The 23,448-nt window shown below is 34.2% G+C and carries 19 protein-coding genes; 11 read left to right on the top strand and 8 right to left on the bottom strand.

The genetic code is table 11. From position 1 onward, the window contains the following. The first annotated feature begins 65 nt into the window (after positions 1-65). Together BUC29_RS02010 and BUC29_RS02005 are read left to right on the top strand one after the other, a co-directional pair. Positions 66-527, top strand: coding sequence for an Lrp/AsnC family transcriptional regulator (locus BUC29_RS02010; protein ID WP_073412877.1), 462 nt, complete (start codon positions 66-68; stop codon positions 525-527). Between the two features lie 87 nt (positions 528-614). Then, positions 615-1,961 (top strand): deoxyguanosinetriphosphate triphosphohydrolase, encoded by a 1,347-nt coding sequence (locus BUC29_RS02005; protein WP_073412875.1) that lies wholly within the window; start codon positions 615-617, stop codon positions 1,959-1,961. Positions 1,962-2,130: 169 nt separating this feature from the next. On the opposite strand, the gene BUC29_RS02000 is transcribed toward BUC29_RS02005, so the two are convergent. The 5 genes from BUC29_RS02000 to BUC29_RS01980 are packed head-to-tail and all read right to left on the bottom strand — an operon-like array spanning position 2,131 to position 6,441. Next, the gene (locus BUC29_RS02000) at positions 2,131-3,132 is read right to left on the bottom strand and encodes a DUF3078 domain-containing protein (RefSeq protein ID WP_073412873.1); all 1,002 of its coding nucleotides are present in this window, start codon (positions 3,130-3,132) and stop codon (positions 2,131-2,133) included. A gap of 36 nt (positions 3,133-3,168) precedes the next feature. After that, complete coding sequence (locus BUC29_RS01995; RefSeq protein ID WP_073412864.1) at positions 3,169-4,956, bottom strand: 1-deoxy-D-xylulose-5-phosphate synthase; 1,788 nt, start codon at positions 4,954-4,956, stop codon at positions 3,169-3,171. 52 nt (positions 4,957-5,008) lie between these two features. Continuing rightward, positions 5,009-5,635, bottom strand: a complete 627-nt coding sequence (locus tag BUC29_RS01990; protein WP_073412862.1) for a hypothetical protein — start codon at positions 5,633-5,635, stop codon at positions 5,009-5,011. Next, the gene (locus BUC29_RS01985) at positions 5,635-5,955 is read right to left on the bottom strand and encodes an energy transducer TonB (RefSeq protein ID WP_073412860.1); all 321 of its coding nucleotides are present in this window, start codon (positions 5,953-5,955) and stop codon (positions 5,635-5,637) included. The genes BUC29_RS01990 and BUC29_RS01985 overlap by 1 nt, the downstream gene beginning before the upstream one ends. A gap of 51 nt (positions 5,956-6,006) precedes the next feature. Beyond that, positions 6,007-6,441 carry a hypothetical protein gene (locus BUC29_RS01980; protein WP_073412858.1) on the bottom strand — a complete coding sequence of 145 codons (435 nt, stop codon included), beginning with the start codon at positions 6,439-6,441 and terminating at the stop codon, positions 6,007-6,009. 60 nt (positions 6,442-6,501) lie between these two features. Here BUC29_RS01980 and BUC29_RS01975 point away from each other — a divergent pair, with 60 nt between their 5' ends. The 4 genes from BUC29_RS01975 (at position 6,502) to pbpC (ending at position 16,074) form a co-directional block, all read left to right on the top strand. Next, complete coding sequence (locus BUC29_RS01975) at positions 6,502-6,945, top strand: nucleoside deaminase (protein ID WP_008466631.1); 444 nt, start codon at positions 6,502-6,504, stop codon at positions 6,943-6,945. Between the two features lie 11 nt (positions 6,946-6,956). Beyond that, positions 6,957-7,589: a hypothetical protein gene (locus BUC29_RS01970; RefSeq protein ID WP_073412856.1), complete on the top strand. Its 633-nt coding sequence runs from the start codon at positions 6,957-6,959 to the stop codon at positions 7,587-7,589. Between the two features lie 174 nt (positions 7,590-7,763). Next, positions 7,764-13,448, top strand: a complete 5,685-nt coding sequence (locus BUC29_RS01965; RefSeq protein WP_073412854.1) for an alpha-2-macroglobulin family protein — start codon at positions 7,764-7,766, stop codon at positions 13,446-13,448. Positions 13,449-13,698: 250 nt separating this feature from the next. After that, positions 13,699-16,074: a penicillin-binding protein 1C gene (pbpC, locus tag BUC29_RS01960; RefSeq protein ID WP_073412852.1), complete on the top strand. Its 2,376-nt coding sequence runs from the start codon at positions 13,699-13,701 to the stop codon at positions 16,072-16,074. Between the two features lie 125 nt (positions 16,075-16,199). Here the strand turns inward: pbpC and BUC29_RS01955 are convergent, their stop codons facing one another. Both BUC29_RS01955 and BUC29_RS01950 read right to left on the bottom strand, forming a co-directional pair. After that, positions 16,200-17,744 (bottom strand): Rne/Rng family ribonuclease, encoded by a 1,545-nt coding sequence (locus BUC29_RS01955; RefSeq protein ID WP_073413575.1) that lies wholly within the window; start codon positions 17,742-17,744, stop codon positions 16,200-16,202. 385 nt (positions 17,745-18,129) lie between these two features. Continuing rightward, positions 18,130-18,420, bottom strand: a complete 291-nt coding sequence (locus BUC29_RS01950) for an HU family DNA-binding protein (RefSeq protein ID WP_007805026.1) — start codon at positions 18,418-18,420, stop codon at positions 18,130-18,132. Positions 18,421-18,559: 139 nt separating this feature from the next. Here BUC29_RS01950 and mutY point away from each other — a divergent pair, with 139 nt between their 5' ends. From mutY to gldD, 4 genes are read left to right on the top strand one after another with little or no spacing between them, the layout of a single operon-like run. After that, the gene (gene mutY / locus BUC29_RS01945; RefSeq protein ID WP_073412849.1) at positions 18,560-19,606 is read left to right on the top strand and encodes an A/G-specific adenine glycosylase; all 1,047 of its coding nucleotides are present in this window, start codon (positions 18,560-18,562) and stop codon (positions 19,604-19,606) included. Positions 19,607-19,642: 36 nt separating this feature from the next. Further along, a complete protein-coding gene (locus BUC29_RS01940) occupies positions 19,643-20,083 on the top strand; it encodes a single-stranded DNA-binding protein (RefSeq protein WP_073412847.1) in 441 nt (146 codons plus the stop codon). A 23-nt stretch (positions 20,084-20,106) separates the two neighbouring features. After that, entirely contained in the window at positions 20,107-21,402 is a 1,296-nt protein-coding gene (locus BUC29_RS01935) for a gliding motility-associated protein GldE (RefSeq protein ID WP_073412840.1), read from the top strand. After that, a complete protein-coding gene (gene gldD, locus BUC29_RS01930) occupies positions 21,403-21,963 on the top strand; it encodes a gliding motility lipoprotein GldD (RefSeq protein WP_073412839.1) in 561 nt (186 codons plus the stop codon). It begins immediately after the preceding gene. 53 nt (positions 21,964-22,016) lie between these two features. On the opposite strand, the gene BUC29_RS01925 is transcribed toward gldD, so the two are convergent. Beyond that, a complete protein-coding gene (locus BUC29_RS01925; RefSeq protein ID WP_073412835.1) occupies positions 22,017-22,394 on the bottom strand; it encodes a heavy-metal-associated domain-containing protein in 378 nt (125 codons plus the stop codon). Between the two features lie 102 nt (positions 22,395-22,496). Here BUC29_RS01925 and BUC29_RS01920 point away from each other — a divergent pair, with 102 nt between their 5' ends. Further along, positions 22,497-23,363, top strand: coding sequence for a DMT family transporter (locus BUC29_RS01920; protein ID WP_073412834.1), 867 nt, complete (start codon positions 22,497-22,499; stop codon positions 23,361-23,363). The last annotated feature ends 85 nt before the right edge of the window (positions 23,364-23,448 follow it).

Genomic DNA, 23,448 nt, shown 5'->3' with positions numbered 1-23,448 from the left:
TATGATTTTAAAGATTTAATTACTGAGAAATGTATTAAAATGAACCTTTAGCCGTAAAAAAAACTATGGAAAACCTCGATAAAACCGATTTACAGATCTTAAAACACCTTCAGGAGAACTCAAATATCAACACAAAAGACCTGGCGAGTAAATTATTTCTTACTGTAACGCCTGTTTATGAGCGTATAAAAAGGCTGGAAAGAGACGGATTTATAACAAAGTATGTTGCATTGCTCGACAGAAAAAAAATGAATCGCGGAATGACGGTTTTTTGCAATGTTCGTTTAAAAGAACACGCCAAAAATGTAGGAAGCAATTTTGTAAAAGATATTGTAGCGCTTCCTGAAATTATAGAATGCTATAATATTGCGGGCGATTATGATTTTATGCTAAAAATTCTGGTACAGGATATGGCTAGTTATCAGGATTTTGTAATGAATAAATTATCGACAATAGAAAATATAGGAAATACAAACAGCATTTTTGTAATGGGAGAAATAAAATACAGTACGGCATTAGAATTTTAATCAATAGAAAAATCTTAAAATAAAATGTATTTTTGATCTTAGAATCCTCAAATCTAAAATCAATAATCTACAATCTAAAATAGTAAAATGAACTGGGAACAACTTTTATCATTAAAACGTCAGGGCGATACAAGCAAAAGATTACGTGTAGAACAAGACGATACACGATTAGGTTTTGAGGTCGATTATGACCGAATTATATTCTCTGCGGCATTTCGGTCTTTACAGGATAAAACCCAGGTAATTCCGCTTTCAAAAACAGATTTCGTACATACACGTTTAACACACAGTTTAGAAGTTTCGGTTGTAGGAAGATCTTTAGGACGTTTGGTTGGAAAAAAAATCATCGAAAAATATCCTTATTTAAAAGAAGTTCACGGTTATCACATGAATGATTTTGGAGCTATTGTTGCTGCAGCTTCATTGGCACATGATATCGGAAATCCGCCTTTTGGACATTCGGGAGAAAAAGCCATAGGAGAATATTTTTCAAGCGGAAAAGGGTTAAAATACAAAGATAAATTAACGGCAAAACAATGGCAGGATCTAATTGATTTTGAAGGTAATGCTAATGGTTTTTCAGTTTTAACCGGAAGTCGTCCGGGAATTGAAGGCGGACTTAGAATTTCGTACGCAACTTTAGGTGCTTTTATGAAATATCCAAAAGAAAGTCTTCCGAAAAAACCAACGAATAATATTGCCGATAAAAAATACGGTTTCTTCCAGTCAGACAAAACCTTTTTTCAGGAAGTTGCCGAAGATATGGGAATGATCTCAAATAAAGAAGATGGCGATATTGGTTTTGAAAGACATCCTTTGGCTTATTTGGTTGAAGCAGCTGATGATATTTGTTACACAATTATCGATTTTGAAGACGGAATAAATCTTGGTTTGGTTTCTGAAGATTATGCTCTGGAATATTTAATAAAACTGGTAAAAGATAATATTGGCGTTGCTAAATACAAATTGCTGGAAACAAAAGAAGACAGAATTAGTTATTTGCGTGCTCTGGCAATTGGAGCCTTAATCAACGATGCAGTTGATGTTTTTATTGAAAATGAAGAAGCAATTCTGGCCGGAAATTTCCCTTACGCTCTAACCGATAAAAGTAAATACAAAGCGCAGATGAATGATATTATCAACTTAAGCGTTGAAAAAATCTATCAGAGCCGAGAAGTTATCGAAAAAGAAATTGTGGGTTATCAAATCATCCAAACCTTATTGGATAAATTTATTACAGCATTTAATAATAAATACGAAGGAACTGCATCAAACTATGATAAATTAATCCTGAAAATGCTGCCGGAAAAACATCATTTAGAAAAAGGGAATCTTTATGAGCGTCTGCTTCATATCTGCCACTATGTTTCTCTTTTAACTGATGGAAATGCGTTGGAATTATATGAAATGATTCAGGGAAGAAAAAATAAGTAAGTTAAAAGTCATAAAGCCGAAAGTCTTAAAGTCAAAAGTTGAAAAGAATATTATTATGCAGTGCAAGTTTTATGTGATTCCAAAAAAAATCAATGAATCGATTTAACTCACTCAAGTTCTTAAATTTATGACTTTCAACTTTTGACTTTAAGACTTTCGGCTTAAGATTTTATTGAAAAGCATAAACTAAACCAACTCCAAGAACCTGGCGCAATTGTGCTCTTGGTCCGTCGTTTACCTGAGAAGTACTTCCGGTTACAGGATCAACAACATCTTTTTTAGTTTTAATATCGTCATCATAAACTAAATGTACTCCTATATTGGCCTTAACATAAGCATTTACAACAAGATCCAGACGCGTGTCGTAATCAACATCGACATTTCCGAAACGGTTTAAATAATCAGTATATAAACTTAATCTGTTTTCGTAAAAAACGTTTTTATAGATTTCGCTTTTCATATAGGCAGTAAAAAGAATACCAAATTCCGCTTTTACTTTTTGACCTTCTTCAATTAAAATTTGATTGTTTGGATCTAAAGGATCAGGTGCATAAACCGCTTTTTTAACACCAAAAGAACCTTGATTTGCCAAATATTGGTCTAATACCAAAGTAGTTTTTAATGTAATTGGAGAAAAGTAAAACGTTCTGTTTTTCTTTTTGTTTGAATTCTCTGCTCCGGCTCCAAGAAACACGTAAGCTGGCGCAAAAGGTTTGGAGATGGCAATATCACGGTTTGGATAATTGTAACCGTTTGTAAATTGTGTATTGAAATTAAACTTAGCAGAATAATACCAGTTTGAAATTGTATCTTTTCTAAAACCGTATGTAGAGTTTATTAAAAGAGCATCGTCTGTTTTTCGAAGTTCGGTTCCGTCTTGTTTATTTAAACCATATTTTACAATAAGTTCATTAACCCATTTATGATTTCCTTTTATAAAAGTTCGTCCGAATTCGCCTTTAAATAACCCTGAGATAGAACTTGTTCCCCCGGCACTCCAATTCACAAAAGCGATTTCTGAAATGTCAAAACCCAGCTGATTTTTTTTAGTCCAGTTTGATGGCGGTTTTGGTATTTGATTCGGGTCTAAAGTTGTTTGTATAATCTGTGCAAAGTTTTTTGAAGTACACAGTAACAACAGTAGTAAAAGAGTAGAACGTAATAATTTCATTAGGCTTATTTTTGTATTTTTGGTGTTGCAAAATAATTATTTTACACCGTTTGAAAAAAGTTTTATTAAAGATTTAACGTCAATTTCACACAATTGTTGTAACTGCAGCACGCTTCCATGCTCAATAAATTCATCAGGCACACCTAAAATTTCAATTTTATTCTTGAAATTATTTTCAGCAGCAAACTCCAAAACAGCACTTCCGAAACCTCCTTTTTTAGTCCCGTCTTCAATCGTAATTATGTTTTCAAAAGAGGAAAATGTATCTTTTAATAAATTGAAGTCTAGTGGTTTAATAGTTGGAAAGTGGTAATGTGCAATTGATTCTGAATTGGTACATTCGTTTAAAGCTTCAATAACATTGTTTCCAATTGTTCCTGTAGATAAAACAGCTGTTTTTGTGCCTTTTTTTAAACACTTTCCTTCTCCAATTTTAATTTTTTCATAATGTCCGAAATTTTCTACTTCCCAATTTGAAGTTACACCTCGTCCTCTCGGATATCGAATAGCAATTGGGTGGTCTAAACCTAATTGTGACGTATATAAAATATTTTGAAGTTCAATTTCGTTTAAAGGTGCATAAATAATCATATTTGGTATCGAACGTAAATATGCAATGTCAAAAACGCCATGATGTGTTGCGCCGTCTTCGCCGACCAATCCTGCACGATCTAAACAAAAAATAACACGTAAATTTTGTAGTGCCACGTCATGAATAACCTGATCGTAAGCGCGCTGTAAAAATGTCGAATAGATATTGCAGAACACAATCATGCCTTGAGTTGCCATTCCGGCGGCTAGCGTTACGGCATGCTGTTCTGCAATTCCAACATCAAAAGCGCGTTCCGGAAATTCATCCATCATAAATTTTAATGAACTTCCCGAGGGCATTGCAGGCGTAATACCGATTATTTTTTCATTCTTTTTGGCTAAATCTAAAATGGTCAAGCCAAAAACATCCTGATATTTAGGAGGAAGATTTTCTTCGGATTTTAAATGAATTTCTCCAGTCGAAGCATCAAATTTTCCAGGTGCATGATATTTTACCTGATTTTCTTCAGCTTGCTGTAAACCTTTTCCTTTTGTAGTTACAATATGAAGAAACTTTGGGCCTTTTATCTTTTTTAATCGGTTTAATTCTTTGATTAAAGTCGGAAAATCATATCCGTCAATTGGCCCTGAATAATCAAAATTCAGAGACTTTATAATATTATTCTGCTTCGGGTTTTTACCATTTTTAACAGCCGTGAGATATTTTTTTAAAGCACCAACACTTGGGTCAATCCCAATAGCGTTGTCGTTTAAAATTACCAGTATATTAGCATCAGTAACTCCGGCGTGATTTAAACCTTCAAAAGCCATTCCGCTGGCAATAGAAGCATCGCCGATAACTGCAATATGCTGTTTGTCAAAATCGCCTTTTAGTTTAGAAGCAATCGCCATTCCGAGTGCAGCAGAAATCGAAGTGGATGAATGTCCAACGCCAAAAGTGTCGTAAATACTTTCGCTTCTTTTCGGGAAACCAGAGATACCTCCAATCTGTCTGTTGGTATCAAAATTTTCTCTTCTTTCGGTCAGGATTTTATGTCCATACGCCTGATGTCCAACATCCCAAACCAATAAATCTTCTGGTGTATTAAAAACATAATGCAAAGCAATTGTAAGTTCTACAACGCCTAAACTTGCGCCTAAATGTCCTTCTTTTACAGAAACAATATCAATAATAAACTGACGCAATTCCTGCGCAACTTCGGTAAGCTGTTCTTGTTTTAAAAGACGTAAATCGGCTGGATTGTATATGTTAGAAAGTAAATCGCTTTTCATTTGTATGGTAAAAAGCAAATTTACGGTTTTAAATTTAATTTTCTTGCCGAGTCTACTTCAATAAAATAGGAACAGAATATTGCATTCTGACTTTTTTTCCGTTCGATTCACCCGGCTGCCATTTCGGGCATAAACTTAAAACTCTGATGATTTCTTTTTGTAGTGGTTCTTCAACAGCTGGCGAACATTCAAGAAAAGATATGCTGCCGTTTTTTTCTACTGCAAATGCAAGTGTGAAATTGAGTTTCCAATAGCTTACATCTTCCGGTTTTTTATATTCTTTCATGAAAAAATTATGGAATTGTTCTATTCCGCCAGGAAATTCAGCGTTAGAATTCAAAGGAGCTTTTGGTGCTGTTGAAACATCATCTTTTTTTATTTTATTAGGTTCTGAGGTTTTTTTCAGTGTAGATTCTTTAGATGATGTTGGTATAGTTTTTTTTAATTCAACTTTTAAAGAAGGCGACTGTGTTTGTTCTAATTTTTTTCTATTAATATTTTTATCTAAAGAATCTGATTTTGTTGTTGAAGTATCTGCGACAATTTTAAGACTCTTAATTTCTTGTTTTTTATCTTCTTTGTTTTGACAGCCGAAAAAAAATAGAGTTATAACCGCAGACAGCATTGGCAAAATCAATTTGCAGTTTATCTGAAGAGTTATATTATGTTTTATTTTCATTATTTAAATGTAATTGGTAAAATGAAAGTTGACCGTACAATTCGATTGTTTATTTTTCCAGGAATCCATTTTGGACCAGATTCTAAAACTTTAATGACTTCTGCTTCATTTGCTGATGATGTATTTTTCATTACCTTGAAATTGCTTAAAGTGCCATCTTTCTCTACAACAAACAAGATTGACATTTTTAACTGTTTTGAATCAGTATAATTTTTTGAAAAATAAGAATAGAATTTTTTCATTCCATCTTTTGGAGAGGGTACTATATCTAAATCATTTGAATTAAAAACGACATCATATTTCAAAGGTTTTTCAGTCATTACAAGTACTCCAGTTGTAAATCCTTTAGAAAGTTCTCCGACATATTTTGCTTATTTAGGTTCAAATTGATGTCCATAACATGCTGGAACAGTTTTATTTTCATCTTGATTTTTCTCTGTGTTCACAATTTCGACCTTATCGATTCTGTTTTTGTTTCCATCTTTGTCCGAACAGCTAAATAAAGTTGTTCCCATAGCAATAAATAAAGCGAGCAGAAACATTTTATGGTATTGTGTTTGCGTATGTAAAACCCGACTTGGAATTTGAATCGTGATGGTCTCTAGTTGCGAGTTTTTAAATCTCCCACAAACCCCTTCATTTTTATTTTGAGTAAAATAGTGCTGAATTTCTTCCGGAAGCATAGAAGTAAAATCAACAACCGTTTTAGAACAGCTCAAGCAGAAACGACCATTTTCATTTGGCGTCATTTTGTTCCAGTCTTCAAAGCATGGTTCAGGAATGCTGATTTTGTAATTTCTTTCCATATTCAAATTTCAAAATTTAAATGTAGTAAAAATAATGAGTAAAGTTTTATTTTTGCATCTATGGAAAATCCTTTTACTGACGAATATTTCATGAAAAAAGCTTTGCAGGAAGCAGAAGCGGCTTTTGAAAAAGGCGAAATTCCTGTTGGAGCTGTAATCGTTGTAGCAGATAAAGTTATTGCTAGAAGCCACAATTTGACCGAATTGCTAAATGATGTTACGGCTCATGCCGAAATGCAGTCTATTACCGCAGCGGCAAACTTTCTTGGTGGAAAATATTTAAAAGACTGTACGCTTTATGTAACACTCGAACCTTGCCAAATGTGTGCAGGCGCTTTGTATTGGAGTCAGATTTCTAAAATTGTTTTTGGTGCGCGAGATGAACAACGCGGTTTTATTAATATGGGAACAAAACTGCATCCTAAAACTACTGTTGTTTCTGGTGTAATGGCAAACGAAGCTGCCGATTTAATGAAACGTTTCTTTCTCGAAAGACGTAAATAATACTAAATAACATGACAGATTTTTCAGTAATAAAAAAGCTATTTCATATTGCAGAGCCAAATGGTTTTACAAACGATGAAATTCAAATTGTAAAAGATATCTTCGGACAGCTTCCTAACGTTTTTGTTGATTATTATGCTGAATTAGGTAAAATTCAAAACTTAAATCATACACAGGATTTGTTGATTGTTCCAGAACGTTTTCAACATTATAAAAACGATGATTATTTGATATTTTATTCTGAAAATCAAAAGGCATGTGTTTGGGGAATTCACAAAGAGGATTTATCAAAATCTAATCCTCCAGTTTACATGAGTTATGATGAAAAAGAATGGAATCTGGAAACAGAAACTTTGACAGATTTTTTCACTGCAATGGCGTATTTACAAGCAAGTTTCGCATTAGATTTTACTTGTGATACATTTTACGAAATCGAACCAAATGAATTAGATTTCATTACTCAGAATTTTTCAAATAAAGGAGTCTCTTTCAGGCAATGGGTTGAAGGAATAAAATTCTATGGAAATTATTCAGATGATGTAATTGTTGTCATAAACGGCAATCAAATGCATTATTCCTCAAATACCGAAGAACACTTTCTTGAGATGGATAAAGTGTTGTCAAAATTAGGTTCTGAGCTTTGAGAGTAATAATAAAACTTCAACAAAAGTTAAATAATGAATACTAGAGAATTTTCTTCTTAAAGAAACCGGAAAATATTTTACTTTTAACATAATTTAAATCTCATTTGCTGCTATCGCTTTTAACGGCAGGGCATTTAAATTGCTTAGTTTGTTAACCATTAACTCTAAATAAAAGTGAAAACAAAAGGTTTAGTTCTCGTATTTTTTGTGTTTTTTATTTTTCAATCCTGCGGCAGAAAATCAGCTGCGGATTTTAATTCTGATTTTTCATTATTCAAAGAGTACATAACCAGTTTTACGGGCGGAATCGTTTCTTCAGATTCTGATATTCGAGTTGTATTAGCTTTCGATAAAAATGATTGGAAACCCAATCAGGAATTAGACGATGATTTGTTTGATATTTCGCCAGGTGTTCACGGAAAAGTTGTAGCACTTTCTACGAATACAATAGCTTTTATTCCGGAGAAAAAATTAGTGCCGGGAACAGAATATCAGGTTACTTTAAACTTAGATAAACTAACTGCCATCCCAAAAGACAAAGAAAAAGAGCTTTCTAAATTCAATTTTACAGTAAAAACGGTAAAACAGGATTTTACTATCAATACAGGCGATATTCAGTCGTACAGCAAAGAATATCAATATTTAAACTGCGTATTAAAAACAGCAGATAATATTGATTTGGAAACGGCTCAAAAACTGGTTGAAGCCAAACACTATGGAAATAATCTTAAAATTAAATTTGAGAAAGTATCTGGTCCCGCAAAAGAATTCCGTTTTATAATCGACAGTATCCAGCGTCAGTCAGAAGCATCAAACTTGGAGATTATTTATGACGGAAGTGATTTTGATATTGATCAAAAAGGACAAATCGATTTCCCGATTACCAGTATAAATGAATTTAAAGTTATTAAAGTTGAAATTCCAGACGGAAACAACCAGCAGGTTTTAATCAATTTCTCTGAACCTTTAGAAAAAGGTCAGGATTTTGCCGGATTGGTTTCGATTCAAAATACTAAGAACTTGAAATTTTCTACACAAGGAAATTTACTTAAAGTATATTTTACCAATCAAAATGCGCCTAAAAAAGAAGAACCCGTAACAGTTGCTACAGAGGAACCTGCGGCTATTGCTGTAGATTCGGCTGCTGTTGTGGTTGATTCAGCCGCCGTTGCCGTAGATTCAGCTGCAGCAGTTGCAGAACAAGCCGTTGAATATGTGCCAGACGAAGAACCGGAACAAGTAGTAACGGGCGAATTATTGCTGGAAGTTTTTCAGGGAATAGAAAGTCAGTACGGTAAAAAGCTGGAGAACAATTATAGTGAGAAAATCTCTTTTGATCAGATCAAACCAAACATCCGTTTTGTGAAAAACGGAACGATTCTACCAAGTTCAAACAATTTAAAATTAAATTTCGAAGCAGTAAATCTGAGTGCCGTTGATGTAAAAGTGTATAAGATTTACAAGAATAATATTCTGCAATTTCTTCAATACAATGAATTAAACGGCGGACAAAACCTCAAAAAAGTAGCGCAGCCCATTGCCAAAACTACGTTGAATTTAAGGGAAAGCACTCTCGTAAATCTTTCTAAATGGAATACGTATGCTTTAGATTTATCTAAAATAATTAAGCCGGAACCTGGAGCGATTTACAGAGTTGAATTTGAATATAAAAAGAAATATTCGCTTTATAAATGTGAAACTTCAGAAGGTAATGATGATGAAACCGAGGAAGAAGAAGTTGATGAAAACGACGTAAACTACAGCGGAAACTCTTACGACGATTATTATTATGATGATTACGACTGGAGAGAAAGCCAAGATCCTTGTACGGGTTCTTACTATTACAATGCAAGAATTGCAACCAATATTTTAGCTTCAGATTTAGGAGTTATTGCTAAAAGAGGTGAAAATAAATCGTATTTATTTGCTGTAAATAATATCGTTACGACAGAACCAGTTTCAAATGCTAGAGTGGATTTATATAATTTTCAACAGCAAAAAATAGCAACAGAAGCAACAAGCAGTGAAGGTATTGCATCTTTCCAATTGGACAAATTCGCGTATTTCGCCATTGTAACTTTAGGCGATCAATCGACTTATGTGAAATTAGATGACGGACTTTCATTATCGGTGAGTAATTTCGATGTTGCTGGAGAAACTCTACAAAAAGGACTGAAAGGATTTATTTATGGAGAAAGAGGAGTTTGGCGTCCGGGAGATAATTTGTATTTGTCTTTCATTTTAAATGATGCAGCGAATAAACTTCCGAAATCGCATCCAATTAAATTTAGATTAAATGATCCAAATGGTAAAACAGTTTATCAAACGGTTCAAAAAACAAACGATTTAAATCATTATGCTTTTATAGTGCCAACAAATCAGGATGCGCCAACAGGAAACTGGGAAGCGATGGTGAGCGTTGGTGGAGCTAAATTCTATAAGAGTATTAAGATTGAAACGATCAAACCAAATCGTTTAAAAATCAAAAATACCTTTAGCAGAAAAACACTTTCAGCTTCTTATCCAAACACGGATAATCTTGAGGTAACATGGCTTCATGGTGCAATTGCCAAGAATTTGAATGTAGAAATGCAGGCTAAATTCTCTCAGCAAAGCACGACTTTTAAAGGTTATGAAAAATATACTTTTGATGATTTGGCACGTCAATTCAGTACAGAAGAAATCAATGTTTTCTCTGGAAAATTAAACGAAAACGGAAAAGCATCTGTGAACATTCAGCCAAGATTGCAAGGTCAGGCACCGGGAATGCTTCGCGCTTCATTCATTACAAAAGTATATGAAGAAGGCGGAGATTTTAGTACCGATGTTATGTCAACAACTTATTCTCCGTACAAAACGTATGTGGGATTAAAATCGCCGGAATTGAACAAATACAATATGCTTGAAACGAGAACAAACAATCGTTTTGAAATCGTTACGGTAGATGAAAACGGAAGGCCAAAATCTGTTAGAAATCTGGAAGTCAGAATTTATAAAGTTGACTGGAGATGGTGGTGGGATTCTTCAAGTGATAATTTATCAAATTACAACTCGTCGAATGCGACAACTTCATATAAAACATTTGTCATCAATACGGATTCCAACGGAAAAGGAAGTTTTCAATTTGCTTTGACAGACGAAGAGTGGGGGCGTTACTTAATTCGTGTTGAAGATGGAGAAAGCGGGCATGCAACTTCTTTAACCGTAAATATCGACTGGCCAATTTGGTCCGGAAAAACGCGTAACAGAGATGCTTCAACCGCAAATATGTTAGTTTTTTCTACCGATAAAAAGAATTATGCCGTTGGAGAAAAAGCACAGATTTCTTTCCCTTCAAGTGAAGGCGGACGTGCTTTAATTTCTGTAGAAAACGGTTCAAGAGTAGTGCAGACTATTTGGGCTGAGACTAAAAAAGGAGAAACTAAAGTTGAGGTTCCAATTACAGGAGCAATGGCGCCAAATGTATATTTCAATATTACATTATTACAGCCTCACGCTTCTACTAAAAACGATTCGCCAATTCGTATGTACGGAATTGTGCCAATCGAAGTGGTTGATAAAAATACCATTTTGGCACCAACTCTAAATATGCCAGATGTATTAAGACCAGAACAGCCATTTACAGTAAAAGTGGGGGAGAAATCTGGTAAAGAAATGACTTATACAATCGCTGTTGTAGATGAAGGTCTTTTGGATTTAACTCGTTTTAAAACGCCAAATGCTTGGGATAGTTTCTATGTTCGCGAAGCTTTAGGAGTAAAAACCTGGGACGTTTACGATGATGTAATTGGTGCTTACGGCGGAAAAATAAACCAGATTTTCAGTATTGGTGGTGATCAGGATTTAGGAGGCGGAAAAGCTAAAAAAGCCAACCGTTTTAAACCTGTAGTGCTGTATTACGGGCCATTTAAATTAGGAAAAGGCGAAACAAAATCACATCAGTTAAAACTGCCAAAATATATTGGATCAGTTCGAACAATGGTGGTGGCTGGAGATGCCAATACAAGCGCTTACGGAAGCGTTGAGAAAGCAACTCAGGTTAAGAGTCCGTTGATGGTTTTAGCTTCATTGCCAAGAAAAATTTCACCATCAGAAAAAGTGACATTGCCTGTGACGGTTTTTGCAACTGAAAATAAGATTAAAAACGTAACAATTCAGGTAAAAACAAGTAACGGATTGAAAGTTGCAGGAAGTGCGGTTCAAAAATTAAATTTTGCACAGCCCGATGAAAAAATGGCGTATTTCAATTTAGTTGTTGGTTCTGCGACTGGAATTGCAAAAGTTCAGGTAATTGCAACATCTGGAAGCGAGAAATCGGTTTATGATGTTGAAATCGACATGACGAACCCGAATCCGGTTACAAGTACATTTACCGATGTTGTTTTAGCACCAAATAGCACTAAAACAATTTCTTGGAAAACATTTGGAATTGCAGGAAGCAACAAAGCAAGATTGGAAGTTTCTTCAATGCCATCAATGAATCTAAATGGAAGATTACAATTTTTGATTCAGTACCCTCACGGTTGTGTAGAGCAGACTACTTCATCTGTTTTCCCACAATTGTATTTGGGAGATGTGGCTGATATTGATGCTAAACGTAAAGACTTAATTCAAAAAAATATTGCGGCTGGAATTCAGAGATTGGGTAATTTCCAGTTATCAAATGGAGGAATGCCGTACTGGCAAGGAAATGCAATTGCAGACGATTGGGGAACTTCGTATGCAGGACATTTCTTGATCGAAGCAGAGAAAAAAGGATATGTACTGCCAATTAATTTCAAATCAAAATGGTTAAGTTATCAGCAAAAAGAAGCAAAACAATGGCGTTTTGAACCAAAATACGGAAATGATTTAGCGCAAGCATATCGTTTATACACTTTAGCATTAGCAGGAAATGCAGATTTATCGTCAATGAACAGATTGAGAGAAACAAAAGGTATTTCAAATGAAAGTATGCTTCGTTTGGCAGCTGCTTATGTTTTGGCAGGACAAAAATCGGCTGGACAGAGTTTGTTTTTAAGAACAAGTATTGACGGAAGTTCAGATGAATATAGCTATTACTATTACGGTTCAAGCGAAAGAAATAGAGCGATGGCTCTGGAAACTATGCTTCTTTTGGACCAGAAACAAAAAGCTTTTGTAACAGCGACAAAATTGGCGAAAGAGATGTCTGCAAATCAATGGATGAGCACGCAGACAACAGCTTACTGTCTATACGCAATGTCAAAATTTGCGGTAAGCAATGGTCCAAAAGGAATCAATGTCCAGTTTAGTAAAAACGGGAAAGGAGAAACTATAAATACGGGTAAATCGGTTGCTGATCGCAGTCTGTCTGTTGCTTCTGGAACAAACAGCATTACACTGAAAAACAATAAAGCGAATACGGTTTATGTTCGTGTACTGAATACGGGAATATTGCCAATCGGACAAGAAAATGCGGTGCAAATTGATGTTACGGCTTCTATTGTTTTCAAAAATAGAAAAGGAAGCATAATTAATGTTTCGAGAATCAATCAGGGAACTGAATTTATTGCTGAGGTTACGATTAAAAACCAAAGAGGAGAGAGTGTTCAAAATGTGGCTTTATCGCAAATTCTGCCTTCAGGATTCGAAATTGTAAATACCCGTTTCACAGATTACGGAGATGCTGTAAATAATATTGCAGATTATATCGATATTCGTGACGACAGAACAAATTTCTATTTCGGAATGAAAGCGAGAGAAACCAAAGTTTTCCGAATTCTGCTAAACGCATCGTATTTAGGAAATTATTATTTACCTGGATTACAATGTGAGGCTATGTATGATAATACGTTCTTAGCCAGAACAAAAGGATTCTGGGTTGAGGTTGTGAAGTAAAGTTGTTAGCCACGAATTCACGAATTAATTTGTAATAATTTAAATTCGTGAATTCATGACGAATGAAAAAATCCTTTTAATCCGCGTAATCTGTGTCATAAAAACTTTGTGAGCTTTGAGAAAAAGTCTCCCGCAGATTTTGCAGATCAAGCGGATAAAATAAATCTGCTCAATCTGCCGAATTTGCGATAGAAAAACTTTGCGAACTTTGCGTAAATCTTTGCGTCTTTGCGGTGAAAAAAAATAAGTATTGAAAAATAAAATGAAAGCGTTTTTCCAACGCATTATAAATTGGATTAAAAAAAACAAAATAAAATCAGCAATTGCATTTCTGCTCTTGCTGATTTACTATTTTTCGATACCCCGAACTTTATTCAAAGAACCATACTCTACGGTAATAGAAAGCAAAGAAGGAGAACTTCTTGGAGCTAAAATTGCGCGTGATGGACAATGGCGTTTTCCTGCACAAGACAGCGTTCCAGATAAATTTAAGAAATGCATTGTGTATTTTGAAGATGAGTATTTCTATAAACATCCCGGTTTCAATCCTGGTGCGATGATAAATGCTTTTAAACAAAATAGAAAAGCAGGAAAAGTAGTCAGAGGAGGAAGTACGCTGACGCAACAAGTAATCAGACTTTCCCGAAAAGGAAAAAATAGAACCTATTTCGAAAAATTAATAGAAATTATTCTCGCTACAAGATTAGAATTAGGATATTCTAAAAATGAAATTCTTGAAATGTATGCAGCACATGCGCCATTTGGAGGGAATGTTGTTGGATTAGAAATGGCTTCATGGCGTTACTTTGGCGTACAATCCAATCAATTATCTTGGGCGGAAAATGCAGTTTTAGCTGTTTTGCCGAATGCGCCTAGCTTGATTTATCCGGGGAAAAATCAAATAAAACTACTTAATAAAAGAAACCGACTTTTGCTAAAACTACATCAGGAAGGCATAATCGACAAGCAGACGTATGAACTTTCGATAGAAGAACCTTTGCCTCAAAAACCGTATGATCTTCCGCAGATTGCGCCTCATTTATTGCAGAGAGTGGCAAAAGATGAAGAAGGAACCAGAGTAAAAACAACAATTGATTATGCTTTGCAAAATCGTGTTAATCAAATTGCTAGATATTATTACAATCAGTATAAGCAGAACGAAGTTCATAATCTGGCGATTTTGGTAATTGATGTTCAGAGCAGAAATGTAATGAGTTATGTTGGAAATTCTCCAGCTGATGAAGATCACCAAAAAGATGTTGATATTATTGATGCGCCAAGGAGTACAGGAAGTATCCTGAAACCGCTTTTGTATGGCGCAATGTTGGATGACGGGGAATTATTGCCGAATACTTTAGTGGCCGATATTCCAACGCAGATTTCAGGATATACACCTCAGAATTTTAATCTTACATTTGATGGTGCAGTACCCGCACATCGTGCATTGTCACGTTCATTGAATATTCCTGCTGTGCTGATGTTACAGGAATTTAGTGTAAACAAATTTTATGAAGAACTTCAAAAATTCAAGTTAAAGAATATTAATAAAACGCCAGATCATTATGGTTTGTCACTTATTTTGGGCGGTGCCGAAAGTAATTTATGGGATTTATGCCGAACGTACGCAAATCTTTCGTCTACGGTCAATTATTATACTAAAAATAACAGTAAATATCGAACAAACGAATTTACAGAACTCAACTATAAAAACGATTTTAAGCCCGATTTTGGATCCGAAACCGATCAAAAGAATATTCTGGGTGCAGGATCAATTTGGTTGACGTACAACGCAATGGAAGAAGTCAACAGACCCGAAGGAGACGAAGCTTGGAAGTTTTACGACAGTTCGCTAAAAATTGCATGGAAAACAGGAACAAGTTTTGGAAATCGTGATGCTTGGGCAATAGGAACCAATTCGCGATATGTGGTTGGAATTTGGGTAGGAAATGCAACAGGAGAGGGAAGACCAACCTTGACGGGAGTAACCAGCGCGGCGCCAATTTTGTTTGATGTTTTTAATTTACTGCCAAGACAAAGATGGTTTGATACACCCTATAATGATTTGGCCGAAGTTGAGGTTTGCCGATTAAGCGGATATTTAGCAAAAGATAATTGTCCGAAAATCAAGCAGTGGGTTACTAAAAAAGGAAAATCGACTAAAGTTTGTCCGTATCACAGAACAATTCATTTAGATAAAACAGAGCAATTCCAGGTAAACAGCAGTTGTGAGAGTGTCGATAATATTGTTACTAAAAACTGGTTTGTACTGCCTCCGGTTATGGCGTGGTATTACAAAAGCCAGCATATAGAATATCTGCCGCTGCCTCCATTTAAAGAAGGCTGTGAAGGAACCCAGACCACAACAATGGATTTTATTTATCCAAAGGCGAATAGTAAAATCTATTTGACGAAAGATTTCAATAGTAATGTCCAGCCCGTGATTTTAAAAGTAGCATATTCTGAAAGGGATAAAGAATTATTTTGGTATGTAGATGATGTTTATAAAGCAACAACAAAAACATTTCATGAATTGCCAATAACTCCGACAACAGGAGTACATTATATCACTGTTGTAGATGCTAGCGGAAATGAAATTAGAAGAAAAATTGAAATTGTGAGAGAATAAATTTTTTTCCGCCACGAATTCACGAATTAATTTTTATAATAATTCGTGAATTCGTGGCGGAAAAAAATAGCGAAAAAAAAGCCACAAAAAAACCGCCAGTCTTTCGAAAGGCGGTTTTATGTTTTTTATTCTGAAATAACATTTCCTTTGTTGTCGTAGAAATGGTATTCTAAATACGTGTAAGCGTCACGAGGTATGATTTTCACCCATTTCTTATGTTCAAAAAACCATTTTGAACGTAATGATGGAAAACCTTTGCTGAGGTATGCAGCCACAAAAGGATGTGTGTTAAGCACAACTTTTTTGTGGGTTTTTAAAAGTCTTTCTAAATCAGCGGTGATCTTGTCAATTATTAATATTGGTGCTTCAATTTCACCATTATGTTTATTAGGATCTTCCTCTCTGGTTTTGATATTAACTTCTGGTCTTACGCGCTGTCTTGTAATCTGGACCAAACCAAATTTACTTGGCGGTAATATTTTATGTTTTGCTTTATCGTCGCTCATTTCTTCTCGCAAGAAGTCGAACAAAACTTTCCTGTTTTCTGGATTAGACATATCGATAAAATCAACTACGATAATTCCGCCCATATCACGCAGACGAAGCTGTCTTGCGATTTCTGCAGCGGCAATCATATTTACTTCCATGGCAGTGTCTTCCTGGTTGGTTGCTTTATTCGAACGGTTTCCGCTGTTTACGTCTATAACGTGAAGAGCTTCAGTGTGTTCTATAATAAGATAAGCACCTTTACTCATCGAAACAGTTCGGCCAAAAGAAGTTTTGATTTGTCTCTCTATATTGTATTTCTCGAAAATTGGAGTATCATTTGATTGATAAAACTTGACAATTGATTGTTTTGAAGGTGCAATTTCCTGCAGATATTCCTTCGTTTGGTGGTACAACTCTTCATCATCTATTTGAATACCGCTGAAGGTATCATTAAATACATCTCTCAATATCGAAGAAGCTCTGTTAAGCTCTCCTAATACTTTTGATGGATGATGAGCAGTTGGTAATTTTTTACACATTGCAGACCATCTGCCAAGCAGGTTCTGCAAATCTTTTTCTAATTCGGCTACGTTTTTGCCTTCGGCTACTGTACGAACAATAACACCAAATCCTTTAGGTTTGATCGATAGAACAAGTTTTTTTAGACGATCCTTTTCTTTTTTGTCTTCTATTTTTTGAGAAATAGAAACACGGTCAGAAAAAGGAACTAGAACAATAAATCTTCCGGCAAGAGAAAGCTCAGCACTTATTCTTGGACCTTTGGTCGATATAGGTTCTTTAACTACTTGAACTAAAACAGATTGATTGGCACTTAAAATATCAGTAATGATGCCATCTTTGTCAATCTCTTTTTCAAACTGAAAGGTTTTTAGGGAGAAATCTTTTATTTTACCTGCGCTTACAAGTTTTATGAATTTCAGCTGAGAAGCTAAGTTTGGACCCAAATCGTGATAATGTAAAAAGGCATCTTTTTCGAAACCTACATTTACAAAAGCAGCATTAAGTCCTGCAACTGGTTTTCTAATTTTGGCAATAAAAATATCACCCACCTGAAAGTTACTTTTCTCTTCTTCTTTGTGTAATTCAATTAGTTTTCCATCTTTTAATAAGGCAAAATCTACGGCATCAGAACTAGATCTAATGATTAATTCTTTATTCACACTGTAAATTTTTATCCGTGAATTGGTTGTCGGTTGTTTGTTGATAGTTGTTGGTAAAAGAACCAAAAACCAAAAACCAAAAACCATCAACTTCTACAAGGATGGATTAAACAATATTTTAACAGGTATTTACCCGGTGAAAGAAGATTAGTAGAGAATAGAGTAGTAGAGAATAGATTTTTTTCGTCTATTTTCTGTTTCTTTTCTCTTTTTATCTTTTTTCAATTTCAATGAACTTTTAAAAAGAAAAAAGTAGTTTAAAACTACTTTTTCTTTTTGTGGCGGTTAGCTCTCGCTCTTTTCTTACGTTTGTGAGTAGCTACCTTATGTCTCTTTCTTTTTTTACCACTTGGCATATCGTGTCAGATTTTTATGTTAATTAATATTATTTTGCTTCGTTGTTAGTTTTAACTCCTTCTACAAATACTTTTGCAGGTTTAAACGCAGGGATGTTGTGTGCTGGGATTTTAATTGTAGTGTTTTTTGAAATGTTTCTACCAGTTTTTTCAGCTCTGGTTTTTACAATAAAACTACCGAAACCTCTTAGGTAAACATTGTCTCCTGTTTCTAAAGAAGTTTTAACTTCTTCCATAAAAGTTTCTACTGTTGCTTGAACATCTCCTTTTTCAAGACCTAATTTCTCTGAAATTTTCGCTACGATATCTGCTTTCGTCATTTTCTTTCCTATTTTATTTATAAATGGTGTACTATTTTTTTGAGTTTGCAAATATAGGAATTAAAAAAATAATTAATCAAGCTAATTCGTTAAATTTTAATTACATAAACATTTACTTTTGCATTTTAAGGATTTGGCAATGGATTTTCATAACACACTGATAAAATGGTATTTACAAAATAAACGCGATCTTCCATGGCGAAAAACTACCGATCCGTACCGAATTTGGCTCTCAGAAATTATGTTGCAGCAAACAAGAGTTGTGCAGGGAATGCCTTACTTTTTTGCTTTTACGGAGGAATTTCCTACTGTTTTTGATCTTGCAAATGCCTCAGAAGAACAAGTTTTAAAACTTTGGCAGGGACTTGGTTATTATTCGCGTGCGCGAAATCTTCATAAAACAGCAAAATTTGTGGCTGAAAATTTAAACGGAAGTTTTCCTCCTTCGTATAAAGAACTTTTAAAATTAAAAGGTGTTGGAGAATATACCGCAGCGGCAATTGCCTCTTTCTCTTATAATGAAGTAGTTCCGGTTGTAGACGGAAATGTATTTCGTGTACTTTCACGGTATTTTGATATTGAATCGGATATTATGCTTCCGGCGACAAAAAAAGAATTTGCAAAATTAGCTTTTGAATTAATGCCAAAAGACAATCCTGCAGTTTTTAATCAGGCAATTATGGAATTTGGAGCACTGCAATGTGTCCCTAAAAATCCAAATTGTTCAATTTGTGTTTTTAACGACAGTTGTTTGGCATTACAAAAGAAGAAAGTTGATTCTCTGCCTGTAAAATCTAAAAAGGTAAAAATTACCAATCGCTTTTTTAATTATCTTATTTTAGAAGATTCTCTGGAAAACACTTTGATACAAAAAAGAACGGCAAAAGGAATCTGGCACAATTTATATGAATTTCCTCTTTTGGAAACAAGTGAAATTGTAGACTTTGATTACGTTTCAAAAGAAATAACAAAAAATATATTTTCTACTTATAATATAATAGGTATAGAAGAATGCAGTGAGGCGACCGTAATTCATAAACTTTCGCACCAACATCTTCATATTCAATTTTGGAAAATAAAAATTAGCAACGTGCTTGAAAATGGAATTGATTTGAAAACTTTAAAAACTTTTCCTTTTCCAATTGTAATTTATAATTTTATAGAAAAGCAAGAAATAAATTGCTAAAAAAATGTATCTTTGATAGAAATACCACTATTAATTATGAACGGAACATTAAATAAGGTTATGCTTATTGGTCATTTGGGCGATGATGTAAAAATGCATTATTTTGATGGAGGGAACTGTATAGGGCGCTTTCAGCTGGCTACAAATGAAGTTTATATTAATAAAACGACCAATGAAAAAATAACATCTACAGAGTGGCATAATTTGGTTGTGCGTAACAAAGCCGCCGAAATTTGCGAAAAATACCTTTCTAAAGGTGATAAAATATATGTTGAAGGACGTATTAAATCAAGGCAGTGGCAGGCTGAAGATGGTACGACAAAATATACAACAGAAATTCAGGTAACAGAATTTACTTTTCTGACTACCAAAAAAGAAACTGCAAATCACAGACAAAGCCATGAGCAGGAAGCAGCAAAAAGTACTAACTTTGATGCTCCAAACGAAGGCCTGCCAATAAATGATTTGCCTTTTTGATTGTTTAACTAATCTTATATAATTTGGACCCGGAGCCCAGTTTACTCTTTTCTGATTTTTTAGACACCAATTTAATAATTGGTTTTGTCGGAATATTTATTTTGCTGTTTCTTTCGGCAATAGTTTCAGGTGCCGAAGTTGCACTTTTTTCTCTGTCTCAAAAAGATATTGATGATACGCTTCAGGAAAACCTCTCAAAAGGAAAAATTATTTCAGATCTTTTAGACAAACCCAAAAAACTTTTAGCAACTCTGTTAGTCGCCAATAATTTTTTAAATATTGGAGTCGTAATTTTATTTTCTTTTATAGGAAGAAATATTTTTGCAGGTGTTGAATCTCCTGTTTTGAAATTTATTTTAGAAGTAATTGTCGTTACGTTTCTCATTTTATTATTTGGAGAAGTGCTGCCAAAAGTTTACGCAAGCCGAAACAATATAAAATTTGCCAAACGTTTCGCTTATTCAATTTCTATTTTGGATAAATTACTCTCGCCAATAAGTTTGCCAATGCGCAGTGTTACTTTATATTTGCACAATAAATTAGGGAAACAAAAAAATAATTTTTCGATAAATCAGCTTTCTCAGGCTTTAGAATTGACAGATTCTGAAGGAACATCAACTGAGGAACAAAAAATTCTGGAAGGAATTGTTTCTTTTGGAAATACAGATACCAAGCAGGTTATGAGTCCGAGGATTGATATATTTGCTCTCGAAATAACAGAATCATTTTCGGCAATTTATCCTAAAATAATCGAAAAAGGATTTTCGAGAATTCCGGTTTACAGAGATAATATTGATCAGATAGAAGGCGTTTTATTTGTAAAAGATCTGCTTCCGCATATCGACAAAGACGAATTCGACTGGGCATCTTTAATAAGAGAAGCATTTTTTGTTCCTGAGAATAAAAAACTGGATAATTTATTAAAAGATTTCCAAAGCCTAAAAAGTCATTTGGCCATTGTAGTCGATGAATATGGCGGAACTTCCGGATTGGTTTCTTTAGAAGATATTATTGAAGAAATTGTCGGAGATATAAGCGACGAATTTGACGATGAAAATTTGAATTTCTCTCAAATTGACGAAAAGAATTTTCTTTTTGAAGGAAAAATAAACCTGAAGGATTTCTACAGAATTGTTGATGTTGATGAAGATATATTTGAATCGCATAAAGGAGAAGCCGAAACGCTTGCCGGATTTATTTTGGAAATCTTGGGTAATTTCCCTAAAAAAGATCAAAAAGTAGCTTTTGAAAACTGTGTTTTTACAATAGAAACCGTTGATAAAAAGCGTATAAAACAAATAAAAGTAACAATAGAATAAATGTTTAAAAGAATAATTTCGGCAGCGGTAATTTTATTAACCTTGACAGTTGTAAGCTGTAAAGACGAAGTATTGCCAAAACCTGCAAGTTTCCTTAGATTAGACTATCCGGAAGCGAAATATGTCAATTTTGAAAATACATGTCCGTTTACTTTTGAGATGAATGAGGATGCAATAATAAAAGGTGAGAAAGAATGCGGATTTGCAATTACGTACCCAAAAATGAAAGCCACAATTTATTTGACGTATAAACCCGTTCACGGAGATATCGAAAAATTGTTGAAAGATGCTCAAAAACTGACTTACGAACACGTAATTAAAGCTGATGATATTTTAGAACAGCCGTATTTAAACCCTCAAAAGAAAGTTTACGGAATGTTTTATCAAGTTGACGGAAACGCGGCTACAAACTCTCAGTTTTACGTTACAGACAGCACAAAACATTTTATTGCAGGATCGGTTTATTTTTATGCAAAACCAAATTTTGATTCGATAATGCCGGCAGCAAGTTATATCAAAAATGATATGCAGCGTTTAATGGAAACATTGAAATGGAAATAAATTAAAAAAGGCGTTCAATTGAACGCCTTTTTTAATTTATAAACCTTGTAAACCTAAGATTTAAAATTCGAAACTTTATATGTTTTTCCGTCTCCCGTTTCCTGAACAACTCTTGTTAAAGATTCAGAATTTTGTACCGTTTTATCGAATGTTACAGTCGCTAATTTTTTATCAAAATCTACAGTAGCTTTTTGTACGCCATCTAAATTTGATAATTCTTTTTCGATAGTTTTAGCACATCCAACTGCACAAGTCATTCCTTCGATATTGAAACTTGCCGTTTGTACATTTTCTGCAGCAATTGCTTTCTTTTCTTTCGCAGTTGTTTCTAATGGTTTTATGTTGGCTAAGTTTTTATCTTCTTCTTTTTTACAGCTCACAAATACTAAACCTGCGATTGCCAATGAAGCTATGATTTTAGTAAATTTCATTATATATGATTTTAATTGAGTAATTACATTTTGTTACAAAATTAATAAAAAACGAGAGGTCAGTTCATAAAAATAGTACAAATTTGCAGTAAAATAGATTTTATGGATGCAAAACAATTAAAGTGGGCTTACTTACTGGTATTGTCTCTAATTTGGGGAAGTTCTTTTATTTTAATTAAAAGAGGATTAGTTGGTTTAACAGCGATTCAGGTTGGTTCGTTCAGAATTATTTTTGCAGCACTTTTTTTATTGATTGTTGGTTTTAAAAGTTTAAAAAAGATTTCACGCCGTCAATGGAAATTTGTTGCGTTGACTTCTTTTTTTGGAACATTTATTCCGGCTTATCTTTTTGCCATTGCCGAAACTGAAGTTGACAGTTCAATTGTAGCCATTTTAAATTCACTAACACCTTTAAACACATTGGTTTTGGGAATTCTTATTTTTGGAATTCAGTTTCAAAAACGACAAGTTTTGGGTGTTTTTATTGGTTTGGTCGGATGTTTACTTTTGGTTTTAAGCGGCGCATCGGCGCATCCCGGACAAAACTATTATTATGTTGGATTGGTTGTAATTGCAACTCTTTGTTATGCCATAAATGTTAATTTGATTAAAAGATATCTTCCTGATTTGAATTCGGTAAGTATTACAACAGGAAATTTTACTGTTTTATTAGTTCCGGCTCTGATTATTTTAAGTATAACAGATATCTCTCAGAAACTGACTTTTGAAGCAACACAGCATTCTATTTTCTTTGTAATGATTTTAGGTATTTTAGGAACCGGAATTGCCAATATTCTTTTCTTCAAATTAATCCAGATTTCATCTCCGGTTTTTGCAACATCAGTAACGTATTTAATTCCAATTGTTGCCTTTTTCTGGGGATTATTAGATAATGAAATGCTGACGCCAATTCAGTTTTTTGGTGCTTTTATTATTTTGATTGGAGTTTATTTATCGGCTAAGAAGTGATTTGGAGTTATGAGTTATGAGTTAGTTTGTCACTCTGAGCTTAGTCGAAAGGCTTGTGAACCAGGACCGGGCTTCGACTACGCTC

The sequence above is a fragment of the Flavobacterium defluvii genome (genome assembly GCF_900129555.1).
GTDB lineage: Bacteria > Bacteroidota > Bacteroidia > Flavobacteriales > Flavobacteriaceae > Flavobacterium > Flavobacterium defluvii.
The sequence above is the reverse complement of the archived record's forward strand: the minus strand, read 5'-3'. Positions and strand labels throughout refer to the sequence as shown.